The 16,243-nt window shown below is 69.3% G+C and carries 14 protein-coding genes; 10 read left to right on the top strand and 4 right to left on the bottom strand.

The window, feature by feature from the left end; all coding sequences use genetic code 11:
* The 4 genes from NM1_RS36865 to NM1_RS36850 all read left to right on the top strand — a co-directional run.
* On the top strand, window positions 1-515 hold a 515-nt coding region (locus tag NM1_RS36865; protein WP_169814389.1), incomplete at its 5' end, for an ATP-binding domain-containing protein.
* Between the two features lie 121 nt (window positions 516-636).
* Window positions 637-2,139 carry a flavin-containing monooxygenase gene (locus NM1_RS36860; RefSeq protein WP_068031327.1) on the top strand — a complete coding sequence of 501 codons (1,503 nt, stop codon included), beginning with the start codon at window positions 637-639 and terminating at the stop codon, window positions 2,137-2,139.
* A 195-nt stretch (window positions 2,140-2,334) separates the two neighbouring features.
* Complete coding sequence (locus NM1_RS36855) at window positions 2,335-3,588, top strand: cytochrome P450 family protein (RefSeq protein WP_068031324.1); 1,254 nt, start codon at window positions 2,335-2,337, stop codon at window positions 3,586-3,588.
* A gap of 11 nt (window positions 3,589-3,599) precedes the next feature.
* The gene (locus NM1_RS36850) at window positions 3,600-4,823 is read left to right on the top strand and encodes a cytochrome P450 family protein (protein ID WP_068031321.1); all 1,224 of its coding nucleotides are present in this window, start codon (window positions 3,600-3,602) and stop codon (window positions 4,821-4,823) included.
* A 2-nt stretch (window positions 4,824-4,825) separates the two neighbouring features.
* Here the strand turns inward: NM1_RS36850 and NM1_RS36845 are convergent, their stop codons facing one another.
* Window positions 4,826-5,515 carry a TetR/AcrR family transcriptional regulator gene (locus NM1_RS36845; RefSeq protein ID WP_246010715.1) on the bottom strand — a complete coding sequence of 230 codons (690 nt, stop codon included), beginning with the start codon at window positions 5,513-5,515 and terminating at the stop codon, window positions 4,826-4,828.
* Between the two features lie 138 nt (window positions 5,516-5,653).
* On the opposite strand from NM1_RS36845, the gene NM1_RS36840 reads away from it, so the two are divergent.
* From NM1_RS36840 to NM1_RS36830, 3 genes are all read left to right on the top strand, one after another.
* Entirely contained in the window at window positions 5,654-7,225 is a 1,572-nt protein-coding gene (locus NM1_RS36840) for a succinic semialdehyde dehydrogenase (protein WP_068031318.1), read from the top strand.
* Between the two features lie 25 nt (window positions 7,226-7,250).
* Complete coding sequence (locus NM1_RS36835; RefSeq protein WP_068031315.1) at window positions 7,251-8,084, top strand: SDR family NAD(P)-dependent oxidoreductase; 834 nt, start codon at window positions 7,251-7,253, stop codon at window positions 8,082-8,084.
* Between the two features lie 103 nt (window positions 8,085-8,187).
* A complete protein-coding gene (locus NM1_RS36830) occupies window positions 8,188-8,703 on the top strand; it encodes a DUF4232 domain-containing protein (RefSeq protein ID WP_084520392.1) in 516 nt (171 codons plus the stop codon).
* A gap of 42 nt (window positions 8,704-8,745) precedes the next feature.
* On the opposite strand, the gene NM1_RS36825 is transcribed toward NM1_RS36830, so the two are convergent.
* The 3 genes from NM1_RS36825 to mptB form a co-directional block, all read right to left on the bottom strand.
* A complete protein-coding gene (locus NM1_RS36825) occupies window positions 8,746-9,537 on the bottom strand; it encodes an ABC transporter permease (protein ID WP_068031352.1) in 792 nt (263 codons plus the stop codon).
* A 136-nt stretch (window positions 9,538-9,673) separates the two neighbouring features.
* Entirely contained in the window at window positions 9,674-10,600 is a 927-nt protein-coding gene (locus NM1_RS36820) for an ABC transporter ATP-binding protein (RefSeq protein WP_068031308.1), read from the bottom strand.
* Window positions 10,597-12,387, bottom strand: coding sequence for a polyprenol phosphomannose-dependent alpha 1,6 mannosyltransferase MptB (mptB, locus tag NM1_RS36815; protein WP_114699410.1), 1,791 nt, complete (start codon window positions 12,385-12,387; stop codon window positions 10,597-10,599). Before mptB ends, NM1_RS36820 begins: the two co-directional genes overlap by 4 nt.
* A gap of 431 nt (window positions 12,388-12,818) precedes the next feature.
* Here mptB and NM1_RS36810 point away from each other — a divergent pair, with 431 nt between their 5' ends.
* From NM1_RS36810 to sufD, 3 genes are read left to right on the top strand one after another with little or no spacing between them, the layout of a single operon-like run.
* Entirely contained in the window at window positions 12,819-13,622 is an 804-nt protein-coding gene (locus NM1_RS36810; RefSeq protein ID WP_068031305.1) for a helix-turn-helix transcriptional regulator, read from the top strand.
* Window positions 13,619-15,055: a Fe-S cluster assembly protein SufB gene (sufB, locus tag NM1_RS36805; protein WP_068031302.1), complete on the top strand. Its 1,437-nt coding sequence runs from the start codon at window positions 13,619-13,621 to the stop codon at window positions 15,053-15,055. Before NM1_RS36810 ends, sufB begins: the two co-directional genes overlap by 4 nt.
* Entirely contained in the window at window positions 15,055-16,233 is a 1,179-nt protein-coding gene (gene sufD, locus NM1_RS36800) for a Fe-S cluster assembly protein SufD (protein ID WP_068031299.1), read from the top strand. The genes sufB and sufD overlap by 1 nt, the downstream gene beginning before the upstream one ends.
* Window positions 16,234-16,243: the final 10 nt, after the last annotated feature.

Raw genomic sequence — 16,243 nt, 5'->3', positions numbered from 1 at the left:
TGGCCGCGATGGAATCACACCGGCTGCTGTGCGCGCACCGGCAGGGCCAATTCGGCGTCGAGCGCTGGGACCGGCTGGCGGCCGGATGGGTCGCCGCGGCGGGCATCGGCGCCGAACCGGGTGCGGGCCACTGGTTTCCGGGACAGCCGCTGCTGGTCACGGCGAACGATCACGAGGCCCGCATCTACAACGGCGATACCGGCGTCATCGTCCGCGACACCGACGGTTCGCTGCGCGCGGCCCTGCAGCGCGGCACCGAGCCGTACCTGGTGCACCCGACACAGTTCCCGGGCGTCACCACGGTCTACGCCATGACCATCCACCGCAGCCAGGGCAGCCAGTACGGCACGGTCTCGGTGGTGCTGCCGGGCCCCGAATCCACCCTGCTCACCAGGGAACTGCTCTATACCGCCATCACCCGGGCCCGCCACCACGTCCGCATCATCGGGACGGAGGAGGCCATTCGCGCGGGCATCGACCGGCGTGTCCTGCGGGCGAGCGGACTGCGCGCGTAAGCGCCGATGCGGAGGACATGCCGCGTATTCTCCGACCCCGGGCCGATTCGGAAACGTATCCTTCATGTTTAGGCTGGAGTAGATCCAGGTGAGGGATCCGTCCATCGAAGGATGCGTAGCCATGACCAGTACGCCCGAGCACGTCGACGTGCTCATCGTCGGCGCCGGACTGTCCGGGATCGGGGCCGCCCACCACCTGCAGCGGGCGTTTCCGCGGCGGACCTACACGATCCTGGAGGCGCGCGACGCCATCGGCGGCACCTGGGATCTGTTCCGGTATCCGGGCATCCGCTCGGATTCGGACATGTTCACCCTCGGGTACCGGTTCCGTCCCTGGCTGGGCGACAAGGCGATCGCCGACGGCGAGTCGATCCTGACCTACGTCCGGGAGACGGCGACCGAGGGCGGCATCGACAGGCACATCCGGTTCGGGCACCGCGTGCAGCGTGCCGACTGGTCGTCCGCGGAGCAGCGGTGGACGGTCACCGCGGAGCGGGCGGATATCGGCGAAACGGTCACGCTCACGGCGAATTTCCTGTTCTGCTGCTCCGGCTACTACCGCTACGACCAGGGCTACACCCCGCAGTTCCCGGGCATCGACCGGTTCGGCGGCACGATCGTGCACCCGCAGCAGTGGCCGGAGGACCTCGATGTCGACGGCAAGCGGGTCGTCATCATCGGCTCGGGCGCCACCGCGGTGACGCTCGGCCCGGCGTTGACCAAGCTGGGCGCCCAGGTCCGCATGCTGCAGCGCTCGCCCAGCTATATCCTGTCCGCCCCGGCCCGCGACGATTTCGCCGAGCGGATGCGCAAGCTGCTGCCCGCCAAGGCCGCCTACGCCCTCGCCCGCGCCAAGAACATCGCCTTCAGCACCGCGATCTACCAACTGTCGCAACGCTATCCGGAACGCATGCGGAACTGGATCCGGGGCCTGCAGGAACGCTGGCTGCCCGAGGGCTACGACATCGACACCCACTTCACGCCGAACTACGACCCGTGGGATCAGCGCCTGTGCCTGGTGCCCAACGGCGATCTGTTCCGGGCCATCCGCAAGGGCCGCCTGGACATGGTGACCGACCGCATCGACACCTTCACCGAGACCGGCCTGCGCCTGGCCTCCGGCACCGAGCTGGAGGCCGACATCGTGATCACCGCAACCGGTCTGGACCTGCTGATCTTCGGCGGCGTGCGGATGACGGTGGACGGTGCGGCGGTGGAGCTGCCGAAGACCATGGCCTACAAGGCGATGATGCTGTCGGACGTGCCGAACTTCGCCTACATCATCGGCTACACCAACGCGTCGTGGACATTGAAGGCGGACCTGGTGTGCGAGTACGTCGTTCGCCTGCTGCGGTACCTGGACGCACACGGCTACGCCAGCGCCACCCCGGTGCGCGACCCGTCGATCGGCACCGCGGCGTTCATGGCCGGATTCACCCCGGGCTATGTGCTGCGCGCGGCCGATCGGCTCCCGGCGGCGGGGGATCGCAGGCCGTGGCGGCTGTATATGAACTACCTGCGCGACATCCCCACATTCCGCTTCGGCAGGATCGCGGACGGGACATTGAAATTCGCGCGGGCACCGCGGGCCGATCGGGTGCTCACAACGTCTCGCAATCCATAGCAGCTCAACATATTTCGTGGTTAGCGGCCCTTGCGGGCGTGAGTTCCGCAGGGCCGCTGGGCATTCCGGAGAGAATTCATAACCCTGCTGCTAATCTGAGGCGGCCGCCCGGTTCTTTCGGTTGGTAACGATCCACTTCCCGGTCAATGATCGGCGAAGCCTGTTGTGCTGCAATGGTTGTGAGGTGAATTTCCTGTGTCGTCCGGCCCGCAGATAGTCACGACCGGATTCTGTCCGGTCCAGGGGTCTCCCATTGATTCCGACGGTCCCCGCACCCTGCTGGACACTCCGGAATTCGCCGCCGATCCGCACGGCTTCTACCGGTCCATGCGCAAGCAGTTCGGCTCGATGGCTCCCATCGAGCTGGCGCCGGGGGTTCCGGCCACGCTGGTGGTCGGATACCGCACCGCGCTGCGCATTCTCAACGATCCGGAGCACTTCCCCGCCGATCCGCGCCACTGGCAGGACACCGTGCCCGAGGACTGTCCGGTGCGCCCGATGATGCAGTGGTACCCCAACGCCCTGCGCAACTCCGGGTCCACGCACGTGCGCTACCGCCAGGCCTACGTGGCGGCGGTCGACGGCATCGACCTGCACGCCCTGCACGCGACGGTGGAGTCTATCGCGGTGCCGCTGATCAACACCTTCTGCGAGGCCGGCTCGGCGGACCTGGTGATGCAGTACGCGTTTCCGCTGGTGTTCGAGTCGCTGAACCGGATGGTCGGCTGCTCGGCCGATATCGGGCAGCGGGTCGCCAACGGCATGGCCGCGCTGTTCGACACGGTCAACGCGGCGTGGGGCATGCAGCACCTGTCCGAGGCGCTGATGGAGCTGATCACCATGCGGCGCGCCGAACCCGGTGACGACGTCACCTCGCGCCTGGCGCACCATTCGGCCGAGCTCACCGACGAGGAGATGCTTTACCAGCTGATCAGCTTCTACGGCGCGGGTATCGAGCCCATGCAGAACCTGATCAGCAACACCCTGCTGCTGATGCTCACCGACGACCGGTTCGGCGGCGGCATGCTCGGCGGCAGCATGTCCACCCGCGACGCGCTGGACGAGGTGTTGTTCACCGACCCGCCGATGGCCAACTTCTCCATCACCTATCCGCGCCAGCCGATCCTGATCGATAACGTCTGGCTACCCGCGCACCAGCCCGTCGTGATCAGCCTGGCCGGTTGCAACAACGACCCGGCGATCGCCGGCGGCGACCGCACGGGCAACCGATCGCATCTGGCGTGGAGCGCCGGGCCGCACGCGTGCCCCGCCCGATCGGTGGCGTACCTGGTCGCCCAGGACGCGATCGATCAGCTGCTCGACGCCCTGCCCGAACTGCAGCTGTCCGGGTCCAAGGGCGAAATCACCTGGCGGCCGGGCCCGTTCCACCGGGCGATGGCCGCGCTGCCGGTGACCTTCCCGGCATCCCCTCCGTTGAATCTGGCGTAAAGGAGCATCCGATGGCGCATGATCCGATTGTTCTGGACCTGACGGGAGCCGATATCCAGGGCGAGTCGGCCCGGATCCGCGAGCAGGGACCGGTGGCCCAGGTGATCCTGCCCGGCGGCGTGCCCGCCTGGTCGGCCACCGACCAGGCGGTGCTGCGGAGCCTGCTGGCCGACCCGCGGGTCTCCAAGGATCCGCGCCAGCACTGGTCGGCATTCATCAACGGCGAGATCACCGAGGCGTGGCCGCTGCTGCCGTGGGTGGCGGTGGACAACATGTTCACGGCCTACGGTCCCGATCACCGGCGGCTGCGAAAGCTGGTGTCCCCGGCGTTCACTCATCGTCGGACCACGGCGCTGCGTCCGCGGATCGAGGAGATCACCGCGAGCCTGCTCGACGATCTGGCGGCCGCGCCCGCGGGTGCGCCGGTCGACCTGCGCACCGGGTACGCCTATCCGGTCCCGATCCGGACGATCACCGAATTGATGGGCGTGCCCGAGCATCTCGGTCCGCCGATGCACAAGTGCGTGGACGGATTCTTCGACACCTCGTTCACCCCCGAACAGGCGCAGGCCAATTACGTCGAGATGTTCGGCCTGGTCAGCGAATTGGTGGCGTACCGCCGTGAGCAGCCCGGCGACGACATCACCAGCGTGCTGATCACCACCAGGGACGACGACGGGTCGCGACTGACCGAGAAGGAGATGGTCGACACCCTGATGCTGGTGATCAACGCCGGGCACGAGACCACGGTCAACCTGCTCGACCAGGCGATCTTCGCCCTGCTGACCCATCCGGAGCAGCGCGCCGACGTGGTGTCCGGCAAGGTGCCCTGGTCGGATCTGGTGGAGGAGACGCTGCGCTACCAGGCGCCGGTCGCGCATCTGCCGCTGCGCTACGCGGTCGAGGACATCGAAGTCGATGGCGGCCACCGCATTCCGAAGGGCGACGCCATCCTCGCCTCGTACGCCGGCGCCAGCCGCGACCCGAAGGTGCACGGCGACACCACCGATCGGTTCGATGTGCACCGCGCGACCAAGGACCAGCACGTGGCCTTCGGTTACGGCGCGCACCACTGCCTCGGCGCACCGCTGGCGCGGCTGGAGGCGACCATCGCGCTCCCGGCCCTGTTCGAGCGGTTCCCGAATGCCCGATTCGCTACGGAGCCTTCGGAGTTGGCGCCGGTGGCGAGCTTCATCTCCAATGGTCACGCGGCGCTGCCGGTGTACCTGGACTAGCCCTACTCGAAGATTCCCGGCAGTTTCAGCGCCTGCTGGACGTCGTCGCGGCGGCCCAGGGTGACCAGGACGCTGCGGATCATGGTCAGCCGCGCCGCTGCGACCTCCCCGGGAGCGGGTTCCCCGCCGGGACCGGCCGCGGCCGAGACCCGGTACACGACGAACTCGCACACCTGCAGAGCGGTGTCGAGGTCCAGCGGGCTGGGCAGCGGCCGCTCGAGCGCGGTGAACTTCGCGCGGACCAGCGCGCGGATGTCGTCGAACGCCTCCTCCCGGTAGGTCGACACCGGTGAGGAGGGGTCGTGCAGTTCGGCGAACACCGGCCGCAGCATCGGACCGTGCCCGCGCGCCCAGTCCAGATACGCGTCGATGATCCCGATACCGAGCTGGACCGGTTCGTCGGAGCGCTCCAGCGCGGCGCGGATGCCGCCGACGAGCCCCTCGTTGGAGGCGGTGAGCACCACGTGCAGCGGCGCCTCGGCATTGCCGAAATAGCGGTAGAAGGTGGGCCGGGAGATGCCCGCGCGCTCGAGGATGCGCGCGACGCTCAGGCCGCGCGACCCGTGCTCGGTGAATACCGCGGCGGTGGCGACGACGATGCGCGCCCGCACCTCGTCGGCCTGCTCCTGGGTCTGCGGCGGCCGCCCGCGGCGGGTGCCGCTGTGAGCCGCGGCCACGGTGTCACGCGACACGTTGTGACTCCTCCCTGCTCGGCGGCGCCGGTCTTGACAGCACGCGCGTGGACTCGATTAATCTAACACCAGTGTTAAGCTAACACTGGTGTTCAGTTAATTCGTGGGACGCGTTCCCGCCGATCGAGAGGGCCGACGATGACGACCGCCCCGCAGCTCGCCCCCGCCGACGCGCTCCCGGAGTCGCTGGTCCGAAGGTTGCTCGCGCACGCGACCGCCGGCGGTGCGCCCGCGGTCGAGGTGTTCGCCCCGGCCACCGGCCGCAAGATCGCAGACCTCCCGCAGTCGTCGACCGCCGATATCGAGGAGGCGTTCGGCCTGGCGCGGCGGGCCCAGCGGCAGTGGGCGCGGACGCCGGTGCGCGAGCGGGCCGCGGTACTGCGCCGCTTCCACGATCTGGTGCTGGCCGAGCAGGACACCATCCTCGACATCGTGCAGACCGAGACCGGCAAGTCCCGGGTACACGCCTTCGACGAGGTGGGCGACGTCGCGGTGAACGCCCGCTACTACGCCGCCGAGGCGGAGCGCCTGCTCGCCGCGCGGACGCCGCGGGGCGTGCTGCCGGTACTCACGAAGGTGGAGGTGCGGCACCGACCGAAGGGTGTGGTCGCGGTGATCTCGCCGTGGAACTACCCGCTGGCGCTGGCCGCCTCCGATGCGCTGCCCGCGCTGATGGCGGGGAACGCCGTGGTGGCGCGCCCGGACAACCAGACCGCGCTCACCGCGCTGTGGGCCGTCGACGCCGCCGAGCGCGCGGGGCTGCCGAAGGGGTTGTGGCAGGCGGTACTCGGGCGCGGCCGCGAGATCGGCGGTGAGGTGATCGCCCGCGCGGACTACGTCGACTACACCGGATCCAGCGCGACCGGCCGCACCATCGCCCGGCAGGCGGGGGAGCGGTTGATCGGCTACTCGCTCGAATTGGGCGGCAAGAACCCGCTGCTGGTGCTCGCCGACGCGGATGTGTCCGCGGCGGCGAAGATCGCGGTGCGGGCCTGCTTCGCCTCGTCCGGGCAGCTGTGCGAATCGATCGAGCGAATCTATGTGCACGACACGGTGTACGAGCGGTTCCTGGCCGAATTCGTCGCCAACACCCGGGCTTTGACGCTCGGCTCGGCGCTCGACTACTCCTACGAGATGGGCTCGCTGAGCTTCCAGCGTCAGATCGACACCGTCGCAGCGCATGTCGACGATGCGGTGGCCAAGGGCGCGACCGTCGTGGCCGGTGGGCGCGCCCGCCCGGACCTGGGGCCCTACTTCTACGAGCCGACCGTTCTCGAGGGCGTGCGGCCGGGGATGACGGTGTACCGCGAGGAAACCTTCGGGCCGGTGGTGTCGGTGTACCGGGTGCACAGCGACGACGAGGCGGTCGAGCAGGCCAACGACACCGCCTACGGGCTCAATGCCAGTGTGTGGAGCCGGGATACGGAACGCGCCCGCGAGATCGCCGCCCGCATCACCGCCGGGTCGGTGAATGTGAACGAGGGTTTCATCGCCGCCTGGGGCAGCGTCGCGGCGCCGTCGGGCGGGCTCGGGATCTCCGGTGGCGGGCGGAGGCACGGCCCCGAGGGGCTGCTGAAGTACATCGACACCCAGACCATCGCGGTGCAGCGGGCGCTGCCGATCGCGCCGCTGCCCGGAATGTCCGAGGCGCTGTGGGCGAAGACGATGACGCTGTACTTCGGTGTGATGAAGGCCTTGCGGCAGAAGTGATTCGGCGGGAACGACAGGGGTAGTGATGGGTATGGACACGGTAGCCGGAAAGAAGGTGCTGGTCACCGGCGCAGCGATGGGGCTGGGCAAGTCCTTCGCCGAACGGGCGGTGCGGGAGCGGGCCGCCGACGTGGTGCTGTGGGACGTCAACGAGACGGCGCTGAAGGAAACGGCCGCGGAGCTCGCGGCGCCGGGCGGCAGCCGGATTCACCACCACGTGGTGGACGTATCGGACTCGGCGGCCATCGCCGAGACGGCGGCGACGGTCCGCGCCGAGGTCGGCGATATCGACGTGCTGGTCAACAACGCGGGGATCGTCCGCGGCAACGGGTACTTCTGGGAGACGGAGAACCGTTCCGACATCGACAAGACGATGGCGATCAATTCCCTTGCGCCCATGTACATCACGCTGGAGTTCCTGCCCGCGATGGTGTCGCGCGAGACCCCGGCCCGGGTGCTGACCATCGCCTCCTCGGCCGCGCTGGTGGCCAATCCGCGCATGAGCGTCTACGCCGGCTCCAAGTGGGCGGCGCTGGGCTGGTCGGATTCGGTGCGCCTGGAGCTCGAGCAGTCCGGCAACGACCACGTCAAGGTCACCACCTTCTGCCCGACCTACATCGACACCGGAATGTTCGACGGCGCCAAGGGTTTCTGGTTCACCCCGATCATCGAGCAGGACGCCGCCGTCGACGCCGCGTGGACGGAGATGAAGAAGGGCTCGCCGCTGGTGGTCATGCCCTGGACCTCCCGCTTCAACCGCGCCATCTCCGGCCTGCTGCCGCTGAAGGTGCGCGATTTCTACCTGAATACGGTCGGTGTCTATCACTCCATGGACGAATTCACCGGGCGCAAGGGGTAGTTCGCGGTCGTGTAGCGTGGCTGGTGCGTCCGCGTGGGCCGCGTCCGGAACCGGTCACGCGTCGGTGGGAGTTGTACGAACGCGTATCGAAAGGACCATGTCTATGCGGTGGGGTGCAGTAGGAGCGGCGGGGATCGCGGCCCTGGCGGTATCGGTGTTCCCGGCGGCGGTCGGCACGGCCGCGGCACCGGCGTGCGCGGCCGACGCGCTGAGCCTGAACACCAGGATCACGGAGGTCTCCGGTCCGAACGCGCAGAATCATCTGGAGCTGGAGCTGACCAACACGTCGGCGCAAGCCTGTGCGCTGCAAGGCTTTCCGGGAGTCGATCTGGTCGGCGCCGAGCATCCGACCTTCGGGCCCGTCTATCAGATTCCCCGCCAGGTCGCCGACGCCGCGCCGGTGACGATCGAGCCGGGCCGAAGGGCCATCAGCGTCCTCACCTACCTCACCGCTCCGCCGGAGGATCCGAACAGCTGGACCCCGGGCACCATCGTGGTGACCCCGCCCGACACCACCACCCAGCTGCAGACCCCGTGGCCCGCGGCATACCTGACCATCCAGCGCCAGGACGCCGCCACCCATCCGGGCACCTTCGTCGGACCGCTGCGGGCGGTCTGACCTATTCGGAGCCGGTGACCGCCCGGCTGTCGGCGGTCCCGGTTACTCGAAGCGGAACCAGCGCACGGCCAGCGTGCCGGTGATCACGCCCCAGAGCGCGAGCAAGATCAGGCCGTACCAGTCGACGCTCAGGTGCATGGCCTGTTCGAGGGCCTCGGCGAGGGCGCCGGAGGGGATGAGGCGGGCGAGGATGCTCAGCCAGCCCGGGATGTCGTCGGCGGCGAACACCAGGCTGGAGGTGCCCAGCATGATGAACCACAGGATATTGGCCAGGGCCAGCACGATCTCGGCCTTCAGCGTACCGCCGAGCAGCAGGCCCATGGCCGCGAAAGTGGCGGTGCCCAGGGCGATCACGAGCGCGCCGAAGGCCAGTCCGCCGAGCGAGGGCCGCCAGCCCAGGGCGAACCCTATGGCGCCCAGCAGGATCGACTGCATCACCACCACGATCAGCACCGCGGCACACTTCCCGCCCACGATGCCCCAGCGCGGTAATGCGGTGGCGCCCAGCCGTTTCAGCGCGCCGTAGCGGCGATCGAAGCCGACCGCGATGGCCTGCCCGGTGAACGCGGTGGACATGATCGCCACCATCATCACCGCCGGAACGACCCGGTTCACCCGATCGTCGCCGAGGCTGCCCAGCGGCAGCAGCGTCAGCCCGATCAGCAGCGTGATCGGGATGAACATGGTCAGCAGCAACTGTTCCCCGTTGCGCAGCAACAGGATCAGCTCCATGCGCGTCTGCGCGGTCAGCATCGCCGCCCGCGGCGCGGGCTGCGGAGCAGGGGCGAACGTGCCGGGCTGGAACCGCTCCGCGGCCTCTGCAGTCACTGGAATCCTCCGATCGTGGAGTCCTCGGCGGCGCACCCGCCCGCCACGCACCCCGTGCGTGTTCGCGCACGCCCTGCAGCGCTCTGGAAGAGGTGCGGGAACGGGGAAGGGGTGCGGCTGTGTTCGGGGCGCGGGGTGGGGGTCATCCGCGGAGCTCGCGGCCGGTGAGTTCGAGGAATACGTCCTCGAGGCGGCGCTGGTCGATGCGTATGTCGGTGGGGAGCACGTCTATTCGTGCGCACCAGGCCGTGACGGTGGCCAGCACCTGCGGCGTGATGTCGCCGCGCAGCAGGTAGGAGCCGGGGGAGGTCTCGCAGGGTGAGAAGCCTTCCGGCAGGGCGTCCTGCAGCAGGCCGAGCCGGAGTTTGGGTGGGGCGGTGAAGCGCAGCTGCCCCTCGGCGCCGGTGGAGGTGACCTCGGCGGGCGTTCCGGCGGCCACGATGCGCCCGTGGTCGATGATGATCAGGCGGTCGGCGAGCTGCTCGGCCTCGTCCATCATGTGCGTGGTGAGCAGCACGCCGACGCCGTCGCGGCGCAGCGCGTCGATCAGCTCCCACACCAGATGCCGTGCCTGTGCGTCCATTCCGGCGGTCGGCTCGTCGAGGAACACCATCTCCGGGCGCCCCACCAGCGCGCACGCGAGCGCGAGTCGCTGCTGCTGGCCGCCCGACAACCGGCGGTACGGGGTCCGGCGCGCGTCGTGCAGGCCGAGGGTGTGCAGCAGCCAGTCCGGATCCAGCGGATCGGCGGAGTAGGAGGCGACCAGATCGAGCATCTCGCCCGCCCGCGATCCCGGATAGGCGCCGCCGCCCTGCAGCATGACGCCGATGCGCGGGCGCAGCCGATCCGAATCGGCGATCGGATCGAGGCCCAGCACCCGCACCGAACCCGCATCGGGGGCGGTGAAGCCCTCGCACATCTCGACCGTGGTGGTCTTCCCCGCGCCGTTCGGTCCGAGCAGGGCCAGCACCTCCGCCCGCCGCACCTCGAACCCGATCCCGTCCACGGCGGTGGTGTCGCCGAAGCGTTTCACGACGCCGTCGAGGCGGACGGCCGGTTCCGATGTCACGAAGAAACACCGTAAGCGGCGGGCGGCTGTGACCGAGCAGACACCCCCGCGGGGTTACGCCAGGGCAGCAGGTTCCGGGTGAGCACGATGAATCCCACGGCCACGATCACGACCGCGACCGCCGCCTCGATGATCTGGAAGACGCCGAAGTCCGCGCCCCGCGGCATCAGCATCACGCTCACCACCGCCGAGAACACCACGGCCGGTACGCGGAACGCCGACGTGGTGGCCCAGGCGGCCAGCGGCACGATCGCCCACAGCAGATACCACGGCTGCACCACGGGGAACAGCAGCACGATCGCCGCCAGCGAAACACCCAGGGCCCCAACGGAATGCAACCGCCCGATCCAGGTCGCCACCAGCATGCGCAGGGTGATGAACCCCGCCACCGCCGCCGCGATCGGCCGGGTGATGCTGAGCAGGGCGGTGGTGTGATCGCCCAGGCCGAGCAGCACGCCGCCGAATCCGGTGACGATACCCAGCGCCGTCGGCAGCGACATCCAGCTGCGAACCGCGTTGGCGGTGCCGAGGGTGTGGGTCCAGCCGAACCCGAGCCCGCTGGCGTAGGCCACGAATACGGTTGTCACGACGGCGATGACGCCCAGCACGAACGCGGCGCCGATCATCGGACGCAGCCCGCGGCCCCACCGCCGGGCAAGCGCCATGCCCACGAATCCGAGCGCGATGATCGAGGTGAACTTGACCGTGGACGACAGCGCGATGACGACGGCGCCGAATATCAGCAGTGCCCATGCCCGGCGGTCGAACCGGGTCGTGATGCCCAGCCATCGGTGGAATCGGGCGGTACCCGCGGAATGCGGTCCGGGGTCGCCGCCGGTGGCGACCGCCGCGCCGGGCCCGATGTCGATGGCGTCCCGGCTCCCGCGCGAGATCGCCCGCAGGCAGAATTCCATGCCCGCGAGCATCAGGCCGAGCATCAGGCCGTCGTTGTGCACGCCGCCCACCAGATGGAACAGCACCAGCGGATTGGCGGCCCCGAGCCACAGCGCGCTCACCGGCGCGACGCCGCACCGCCGCGACAGCCGCGGCAGCGCCCACACGATCAGCGCGACGCCCGCCAGCGCCAGCAGGCGGTGCGCCCACACGCCGACGATGATGTTGTCGCCGGTCAGATGCGCGATGCCGCGCCCGATCCACAGGAACAGCGGACCGTACGGGGCGGGGGTGTCGCGCCAGATGTTGGGAACGTTGTAGGTGAGGACGTTGTGCAGTCCGAGCCCGGTCGCCGGGCCCACCTCGTAGGGGTCCAGCCCGCGCGCGGCGATCTCGCTCTGCGCCAGATAGGAGTACACGTCGTTGGAGAACAGCGGCGGCGCCACCGACAGCGGAATGATCCACAGCAGCAGCGTCCGGTCCAGTTGCGAGCGGCTGAGCCGGTGCAGCGGCGAGCGGCCGAAGCCGCCGACGGCGAAGCGGCCCAGCAGCAGCCAGGCCATCACCACCAGCACCGTGCCGATCATGCACAGCGCCAGCGACGAGGTCTGCCAGCGGGCGAACACCCCGATCACCCGCACGCCCGACACCGGATTCTGCACCACCGGCTGCGCGGCCACCCCGAGCGCGCTGATCGCCATCAGCACCGACCCGGTCGCGCCCAGCAGCCGAATCCGCTTGAACTGCACGGTCTCCCGCGGATCGAGGCCGGGCACCTCGGACTCGACGGTGTGCAGCACCGCGATGGTGTGATCGGCGGCCGGTACGTCCAGGCCCAAGGCCCGGCGCCCCAGCTCGATGATCCTGCGCCGCGCGTCCTCCAATGCCACCACGAGCACTGAGCCTAGTTCGCGGGCGCGCCGATGCGGGACGCCTCCCCGGGTGGAGGAGCGATTGGTCCCCGGGCGTCCGCCGGAACGACGGGACCGGTGCCGGAACGGCGGGGCGGTATGGCCTTCCTCGTCCGTTTCGTTATCAAACCTCGTTATGCGCCGTGAGCTGTGGGGTTTGTCGCAGTTCTCGGCGCCGGGCCGGAGTCCCCGGGCTCGGCGAATGCCGGGGCAAACGTCGACGCCGGCGTCGTGCTGCCGGAATGCGCTGCGGCGGAAGGTCGTTCACGCCGCCCGCGGCCACGATCGCGGCCGGGCGACTCGCTCGCCGCGCACCGGCAACCGCCAGGTGACGGGCGCGATCGGCGTTCGCGGCAGGTCGACTCAGGTGACCCTTACTAGAATGCGGGAAGGAATTCCGTCACACTGATGTTGTGAAAACCGTGGGTTTGCGGACGGAAGCAGGCACCGGGCGCCGCAAGGGCGCCCGGAACACTGCCGCGCCCGCGGCGCCCGCGGGTGACGGGCACACCCGGGAATCCGTCGTCCAGCTGCTGCTGGAGGAGGGCCCGATCACCGCGACCGCCGTCGGCAAGCGGCTGGGCCTGAGCCCGGCCGGTGTCCGGCGGCACCTGGACGCGCTGATCGAATCCGGGGAGGCCCGCGCGACCCGCTCGGCGCCGTGGCAGCAGCAGGGCCGCGGCCGTCCCGCCAAGCAGTATCAGCTCACCGCCACGGGCCGGGGCCGCCTGGGTCACGCCTACGACGATCTCGCCGGTGCGGCCATGCGCCAGCTGCGCGAGCTCGGCGGGGATTCCGCGATCGCCGCCTTCGCCCGCCAGCGGGTCGGCACGATCGTCGCCGGAATCGACAAACTGGCCCGGCACACGCCGGAATCCACCGCCGCGAAGGCCGAGGAGATCGCCGAGGCGTTCACCGAGGCGGGCTTCGCGGCGTCCACCCGGAAGGTGGGTGCGGGCGTGCAGATCTGCCAGCACCACTGCCCGGTGGCCCACGTGGCCGAGGAGTTCCCGGAACTGTGCGCCGCCGAACTGGAGGCGTTCCGCGAGCTACTGGGCACCCACGTGCAGCGGCTGGCGACCATCGCCAACGGAGACTGTGCGTGCACCACGCACGTACCGCTGTTCGTGCTGCCCAACGATGTACCGAACGCCCCTCGAACCGTTGCACAGCCCGCAACGGTGAAGACGAACGACTCCGGAAGGAGTGCCGAATGACGACCACCGCCGACCAGGTGCAGCCGCTGACCCAGGAGGAGACCATCGCGTCTCTGGGCAAGTACGGCTACGGCTGGGCCGACTCGGATGCCGCGGGCGCCAGCGCCAAGCGCGGCCTGTCCGAGGACGTCGTGCGCGACATCTCGGCCAAGAAGAACGAGCCCGAGTGGATGCTCGACATCCGCCTGAAGGCGCTGCGCATCTTCGACCGCAAGCCGATGCCGGGCTGGGGTTCCAATCTCGACGGCATCGACTTCGACAACATCAAGTACTTCGTGCGCTCGACCGAGAAGCAGGCCGCCACCTGGGACGACCTGCCCGAGGACATCAAGAGCACCTACGACAAGCTGGGCATCCCGGAGGCGGAGAAGCAGCGGCTGGTCTCCGGTGTCGCCGCGCAGTACGAGAGCGAGGTCGTCTACCACCAGATCCGCGAGGACCTGGAGGCCCAGGGCGTCATCTTCCTCGACACCGATACGGCGCTGCGCGAGCACCCGGAGATCTTCCAGCAGTACTTCGGCACGGTGATCCCGGCCGGCGACAACAAGTTCTCCGCGCTGAACACCGCGGTGTGGTCGGGCGGCTCGTTCATCTACGTGCCGCCGGGCGTGCACGTCGACATCCCGCTGCAGGCCTACTTCCGGATCAACACCGAGAACATGGGCCAGTTCGAGCGCACGCTGATCATCGTCGACGAGGGCGCCTACGTGCACTACGTCGAGGGCTGCACCGCGCCGATCTACAAGTCCGACTCGCTGCACTCGGCGGTCGTGGAGATCATCGTGAAGAAGGGCGGCCGCTGCCGCTACACCACCATCCAGAACTGGTCGAACAACGTCTACAACCTGGTCACCAAGCGGGCCAAGGCGGAGGCGGGCGCGACCATGGAGTGGGTCGACGGCAATATCGGCTCCAAGGTCACCATGAAGTACCCGGCGGTCTGGATGACCGGCGAGCACGCCAAGGGCGAGGTGCTGTCGGTGGCGTTCGCCGGTGTCGGCCAGCACCAGGACACCGGCGCGAAGATGCTGCACCTGGCGCCGCACACCTCCTCGACCATCATCAGCAAGTCGGTGGCGCGCGGCGGTGGCCGGGCCTCCTACCGCGGCCTGGTCCAGGTGAACAAGGGCGCGCACGGGTCGCGGTCCACCGTGAAATGCGATGCGCTGCTGGTGGATACGATCAGCCGCTCCGACACCTACCCGTACGTCGACATCCGCGAGGACGACGTGACCATGGGCCACGAGGCCACGGTCTCCAAGGTGTCCGAGGATCAGCTGTTCTATCTGATGAGCCGCGGACTGACCGAGGACGAGGCGATGGCGATGGTGGTGCGCGGCTTCGTCGAGCCGATCGCCAAGGAACTCCCGATGGAGTACGCGCTCGAGCTGAACCGCCTGATCGAACTGCAGATGGAAGGAGCCGTCGGCTGATGCCGGTCGAGAACGTGGCAGAGGCCGGGGAGGCCAAGGTTCCGGCGATCAACAAGGGCGAGGTGTTCGCGTCCTTCGACGTCGCCGCCTTCGAGGTGCCCTCGGCGAAGGACGAGGCGTGGCGGTTCACCCCGCTGCGCCGCCTGCGCGGGCTGCACGACGGCACCGCCACCCGCGACGGCGCGGCGACCGTCGAGGTCGCCCCGGTCGCGGGTGTGACCGTGGAGACGGTGGACCGCACCGACTCCCGGCTCGGCGAGGGCGGCGTGCCGTCGGATCGCGTTGCCGCGCAGGCATACTCCGGCTTCGAACAGGCCACCGTCATCTCCGTCGGCAAGGAAACCGAAGTCGCCGAACCGATTTCGGTGACGGTGACTGGCCCCGGCGAGGGCAAGACCGCCTACGGCCACCTGCAGATCCGCCTGGACGCCTTCGCCGTCGCCACCGTGGTCATCGATCAGCGCGGCAGCGGAACCTACGCGGAGAACATCGAATTCGTGCTCGGCGACAGCGCCCGGCTGACCGTCGTCGCCGTCCAGGACTGGGCCGACGACGCGGTGCACGCCACCGCGCAGCACGCCAAGCTGGGCCGCGACGCCAGCCTGCGGCACACCAACGTCACCCTCGGCGGCGACCTGGTGCGCCTCACCGAGACCGTCCGCTACGACGGCCCCGGCGGCGACGCCGAACTGCTGGGCCTGTACTTCGCCGACGACGGGCAGCATTTCGAGCAGCGGCTGCTGGTCGACCACGCGGTGCCCAACTGCAAGTCGAACGTGCTGTACAAGGGTGCGCTGCAGGGTGATCCGCAGTCGAAGAAGCCCGATGCCCGCACGGTGTGGGTGGGCGACGTGCTGATCCGCGCGGCGGCCGAGGGCACCGACACCTTCGAGGTGAACCGCAACCTGGTGCTCACCGACGGCGCCCGCGCCGACTCGGTGCCGAACCTGGAGATCGAGACCGGCGAGATCGTGGGCGCCGGACACGCCTCGGCCACCGGCCGTTTCGACGACGAGCAGCTGTTCTACCTGCGCGCTCGCGGCATCCCGGAGGAGGCCGCGCGGCGCCTGGTGGTGCGCGGGTTCTTCCACGAGATCATCCAGAAGATCGCGGTTCCCGAGGTCCGGGAGCGGCTCGAGGCGGCCGTCGAGGCCGAACTCGCCGCCGTCGGCGCCTAGCCATCCACAC

Source organism: Nocardia mexicana NBRC 108244 (genome assembly GCF_001613165.1).
Classification (GTDB): Bacteria; Actinomycetota; Actinomycetes; order Mycobacteriales; family Mycobacteriaceae; genus Nocardia; species Nocardia mexicana.
This window is presented reverse-complemented; position numbering and strand designations above follow the sequence as displayed.

Coding starts and splice junctions, on each gene's coding strand:
- NM1_RS36860 (WP_068031327.1), top strand. CDS start 637: ATGACCAGTACGCCCGAGCACGTCGACGTGCTCATCGTCGGCGCCGGA.
- NM1_RS36850 (WP_068031321.1), top strand. CDS start 3,600: ATGGCGCATGATCCGATTGTTCTGGACCTGACGGGAGCCGATATCCAG.
- NM1_RS36840 (WP_068031318.1), top strand. CDS start 5,654: ATGACGACCGCCCCGCAGCTCGCCCCCGCCGACGCGCTCCCGGAGTCG.
- NM1_RS36835 (WP_068031315.1), top strand. CDS start 7,251: ATGGGTATGGACACGGTAGCCGGAAAGAAGGTGCTGGTCACCGGCGCA.
- NM1_RS36830 (WP_084520392.1), top strand. CDS start 8,188: ATGCGGTGGGGTGCAGTAGGAGCGGCGGGGATCGCGGCCCTGGCGGTA.
- sufB (WP_068031302.1), top strand. CDS start 13,619: ATGACGACCACCGCCGACCAGGTGCAGCCGCTGACCCAGGAGGAGACC.
- sufD (WP_068031299.1), top strand. CDS start 15,055: ATGCCGGTCGAGAACGTGGCAGAGGCCGGGGAGGCCAAGGTTCCGGCG.